Annotated in this window: 4 protein-coding genes; 1 reads left to right on the forward strand and 3 read right to left on the reverse strand. The window is 67.3% G+C overall.

Annotation, left to right across the window (positions count from 1 at the left end; all coding sequences use genetic code 11):
* The 3 genes from ABTY59_RS33930 to ABTY59_RS33940 form a co-directional block, all read right to left on the reverse strand.
* Nucleotides 1–256: hypothetical protein (locus ABTY59_RS33930; RefSeq protein ID WP_352022969.1), on the reverse strand; the 256-nt coding region annotated here is incomplete at its 3' end.
* A gap of 286 nt (nucleotides 257–542) precedes the next feature.
* The gene (locus ABTY59_RS33935) at nucleotides 543–2,033 is read right to left on the reverse strand and encodes a hypothetical protein (protein WP_352022970.1); all 1,491 of its coding nucleotides are present in this window, start codon (nucleotides 2,031–2,033) and stop codon (nucleotides 543–545) included.
* A 536-nt stretch (nucleotides 2,034–2,569) separates the two neighbouring features.
* Nucleotides 2,570–3,397 (reverse strand): ParA family protein, encoded by an 828-nt coding sequence (locus ABTY59_RS33940; RefSeq protein WP_352022971.1) that lies wholly within the window; start codon nucleotides 3,395–3,397, stop codon nucleotides 2,570–2,572.
* A gap of 227 nt (nucleotides 3,398–3,624) precedes the next feature.
* Between ABTY59_RS33940 and ABTY59_RS37725 the strand changes: the two genes are divergently transcribed.
* The gene (locus ABTY59_RS37725; RefSeq protein WP_502995459.1) at nucleotides 3,625–3,951 is read left to right on the forward strand and encodes a DUF7577 domain-containing protein; all 327 of its coding nucleotides are present in this window, start codon (nucleotides 3,625–3,627) and stop codon (nucleotides 3,949–3,951) included.
* The last annotated feature ends 121 nt before the right edge of the window (nucleotides 3,952–4,072 follow it).

Consider the following 4,072-nt stretch of genomic DNA (forward strand, 5'->3'; position numbering starts at 1 on the left):
CGGCGGCCTCGGCGCGTGCCTCCTCGGCAGCGTGCTGTGCCTGCTCGGCGAGCTGCACCGCGACGGCATGCCCGCCCTCGGCCTGACGCCGTGCCAACTTCTCCGTGTGGTGTGCAGTCTCGGCCTCGACGAGCTGCCGACGCAGGTGCACCGCTTCCTCAACAGCGGCGGCGGCCCGCTCGTCGGCGTAGTCGGCCTCGACCTGCGCCGCCATGGCGGCGGTCTCGGCCCTCTGTGCCTCGGTGCGTGCCTCCATGGCGTCTCGGCGTGCCGCCGCCGCGTCCTGTTGGGCCGTCTGAATGGCGGCGCTGGTATCCAGTGCAAGCCGTACGCGGTCACCAGCTGAGGACAGGCGCTCGCTCAATTCCGTCTCACGCAACGTTGGCACACTCGCCAGTGCTCTTGGGGCCGACCTGCTGCCGTCCTGTGCCGTTGATGTGCTGGTCGTAGTGCTCATTACTTCCCCTGGAGTCTGGGCGGCACAGACGTGTGCCGCTGAGCCCCCGGGGGGGCGGCCGACGTGCCGCACCCCCGGCTTTGGGTCACACGCCGACCAGTTCCCCACTGTCGGCCTTGGCCTGATCCTGGTCCTGCTTCGGCCGCAAAGGGCGGATGTAGCGGTTGGCCGGACCTCGGTCCAGAGTGATGCCGTGGTTCGCGAGCTCGGTCCGCAGCTCCTCGGCAATCGCGTTTGTCGCTCGCTGGTCGGCGGGGTCGATCCGGTGGTGGTACAGAGCCTCAAGGGCGGCCCGCTTCGTCGGGTAGCTCCGCAGATCCTTCAACGGCTCCGGTCCCTCGGCCTCCTTCTCGACCTCCTTCTCGGCCTCTTCCTCGACCTCATGCGGCACACGGGCCGTGATGACTTCGGATGTGCGGCCCTGTGCCGCCACTGCCTTAGGCGGCTCGTCGGTCTTCCTGGCGGCGGGGTCGATACAGACCGCCGGCTCCTCTTCCACCTCGGGCCCGACCTCCGGTACCGCCTCGGCACGCGGCCCTGGCACGGGCGTGCCGCCGTGTGCCGTCGGGGTTGTGCCGAGCGCGCCAATCTGTGCCCGTAGTGCGGCCTCCGCGTCACTGGCCACGTTCTCCATGTGCCGAGCGTGCCCCTCCAGCGTGTCCAGAGCCTGCGCGCGTACCTGGGCGGCGCTCGGCTGGTTCCAGGGCGAGTCGGCATCGTGGATGTGAAGTGCGGTCGCGTACTGCCTCTGTGCCACCCGCGACCGGTAAAGGTCCCGCTGTGCCTCGTCCGTGGCAAGTTCGGCACGGTCCTGCCAGACGGCGAGACGCCTGGCGAGCTTGAGCCCTTTTCGCTTCGACTTCTCGTCGTCCGGCAGGCGCGTGTACTGGTCGTACAGGTCCACGGCCTTGCTGAGCGCGCGGTCTCTGGCAATCTCCTCTGCAGAACGGCTGCGGTGGGCCAGGCCCAGACGGGCCATCAGGCGCTCGCGCAAGTCGCGCATGATCTGGGCCATGGCGGTCTGCGACTCTTCGCCTGTGCGGTGTCGCAGCTCAAGACCAAGAGCGGAGTGGGCGGCCAGGGCCGAGCCGAACGAGCCGATGATGATTCGAACCATGGTGGCCGCCGTGAAGCCGGCACCCTCGACGTAGGCAGGTACCGCCGACAGAGCTGCGAAGATCCATACGGCAGAGCCGTACCAACCACCGCTCCGGCTGTCAGTGTCGGCCATGCGCTCGCGGGCGCCGAGTACGCACATGGCCATCAGCGACTCGAACGCAGCGCATGCCAGCAGCCGCTCCGGCGTGCTCGTCATGTCCAGGCCCTCGGGGTCGCCCGTGAACCGGTAGCTGGTGTTCAGGCTGACGCTGGTGCAGATGATGAACGCGCCGACCGCCGCGAGCGTGCCTGCGGAGAACTTCCGCCGATCGGCCTTACCCTCTTCGGCCAGGTCGCGGACCTTTCTTCCCCGACGCTTGAGAACCACGCCCATCAGAACGGCTGCCAGGATCGACGCGGACAGGACGACCACGAGCTGAGAGCTAATCCCCTGCGTGACCTGCATGAAGTCGGTCATCGGACGGCCCCCCGCCTGCTTCCGGCCAGGCTGACGTGCATGGTGTCCGCCTGCTGCCGAGTGGCCTTACCGTGGTGGTGCATAGGTGAGGTGTCTCCTCATCTTGTGGGGCCCTGGGGACGCGCTTCGTGGTAGTCGGGCGTCTCCGGGGCCTTCGTTTTCGAGCGTCCTTGCTCGCTCTCTCCGTAGCTCGCAAGCGAGGGAGCGAGCGTGCTAGCTCGCTTTCTTACTTCCGCCCTCGCGAGCGGCCTCGATCTCTCGCAACTCTTTCGCGTACGCCTTCTTGATGGCCCACTCGACGGCTTCGCGCTTGCTCCACCCACGTCCGTCGCAGACATAGGCCACCAATTCATCCACCACAGGGTCTACGCGGGTGTTCAGTTGGATGGTGGGTGCCGGCCCCCGCCGCCTACGAGTGGGCGGAGTCGGGAGCTCCTCATCGCTCGACGGCTGGACATCGCGGCCCTTGGGCACAGCAGGGTCAGGAGCCTGCGGAGCGGAGCGAGGCCGCGGGCTTGGGCGGTCACGGTCGTTCATCAAAGAATCCTGTTCAGAAGTAGCTCGCGGTAAGCCGCGAAAACCTTGTCTCCGCCTGCGCTGCCGTCGTACTGGGCGTAGAACTCACCTGCGGAGCGGCTTTCCTTCACAATCACCCGGTGCTGGATGTAGGGCGTCAGCAGCATGCCGGGAGAGGTCCGCTCGAACTCCTCGACGGCTCGCAGTGCGTCACGGGTCCACACTGAACCGTTGTAGGCGGCGCCGAGTACGATCCCGACCTCGTGTGGGAGCCGAGAGAGCCCCGCCTCTTCCCTGTAGTTGCGGAACTTGCTGACCGTCAGCTTGGCGCCGTCCACACCGTCTAGGCCGTCTTCGTCTGGCCGTGCGGCGTACACCACCTTGGTGCAGGCAGTTAGTCCGTTCTGCGTCAAGACGCCCCCCTGGCGGTTAGGGAAGTCGATGACCACGAATCGAGCTTGGGTGCCAATGAGACTGCGCCTCAGCCTGCGTTCGGCGTGGTCGTCTGGCGTCTTCTCCTGGGCGGAGAGAGAACGGCTACTAGGGATGACTCGCAGGTTCGCCGGCCATCCCCTCTTCGGGTCCAGCGGAACGGCGATCGCATCGGCCCACCCTTCGACATCGTCAGCCGCCAGGATGGCGGCCATGTCGAGCGTCCCGCCCCTCTCGTCTTGTTGAGGCTGGGCACCAGTCCACTTGGTGGCGGCGGCCCGGGGGTCGAGGTCTCCCAGAATCACCTCCTCGTCGGGGAACTCCGTCGCGTACGCGACGGCCAGGGACACAGCAGTGGCGGTCTTGGTGGCGCCGCCGGTTTCGGAATAGCTTCCGACGACCTCGGGTCCATTCATAGCCCGCATGCTAGCTGCCTCCCTTCCTCGCTCGCTGCCTAACGCGCTTCCTAGGTTGCTAGCTAGCTAGCAAGAAAGCAAGTAAGGTGTGACGCAAGAGAGGGGCCGGGCTGGCACCCGACCCCTCATTGGTTCGGCCTGCGGCGGCTTCTGCGTCTCGTCGCTGCGGGCCTCGATCCTGCAATGGAGGATCTGCGATGACTGTAGTACGTGACTCCCGTGGAGTAATGCGTGCAGCTGGCCCGGCTGGCTGGCCTCTGGTACCTGCACAGGAACCGGCCAGCGGTTGGCCGCTGCGGCCGACTGCATCGGGGACTGTCCGTCCGGCGGTCTTGGTGCGGCCGGAGCCCGTGGCGGCACCCGTCCCCGTGCCGGTGGACGACTTGGTGGCCTTGGCGGCATCACTGAACGATGGCCCTGGTCGGGCCGTCTACACCGACGTCCGCGACGAGATCAAGGCGCTGAGCGCGAAGCCCTGGACGTGCCCGCACTGCGGTGGCGAGAACGACGCGGCGTTCGCTTTCTGCCCCGGGTGCGCCACCCCGAAGCCCTGACCTAATCCGGTTACCGGTAGGGGAGTGCCCCGCCAACGTTTCAGCAGCACCGAGCCGGTCTCCAGGAGCACTTCGGCCGCGAGCAGTACGGCGGTCCACAGCAACCACGACTCCGCCGCCG

Source organism: Streptomyces sp. NPDC096079, from assembly GCF_040303145.1.
Classification (GTDB): domain Bacteria; phylum Actinomycetota; class Actinomycetes; order Streptomycetales; family Streptomycetaceae; genus Streptomyces.

Excerpts from the sequence above, each read along its gene's own strand:
- ABTY59_RS33940 (WP_352022971.1), bottom strand. The coding sequence starts at position 3,397 with ATGAATGGACCCGAGGTCGTCGGAAGCTATTCCGAAACCGGCGGCGCC.
- ABTY59_RS33935 (WP_352022970.1), bottom strand. The coding sequence starts at position 2,033 with ATGACCGACTTCATGCAGGTCACGCAGGGGATTAGCTCTCAGCTCGTG.
- ABTY59_RS37725 (WP_502995459.1), top strand. The coding sequence starts at position 3,625 with ATGCGTGCAGCTGGCCCGGCTGGCTGGCCTCTGGTACCTGCACAGGAA.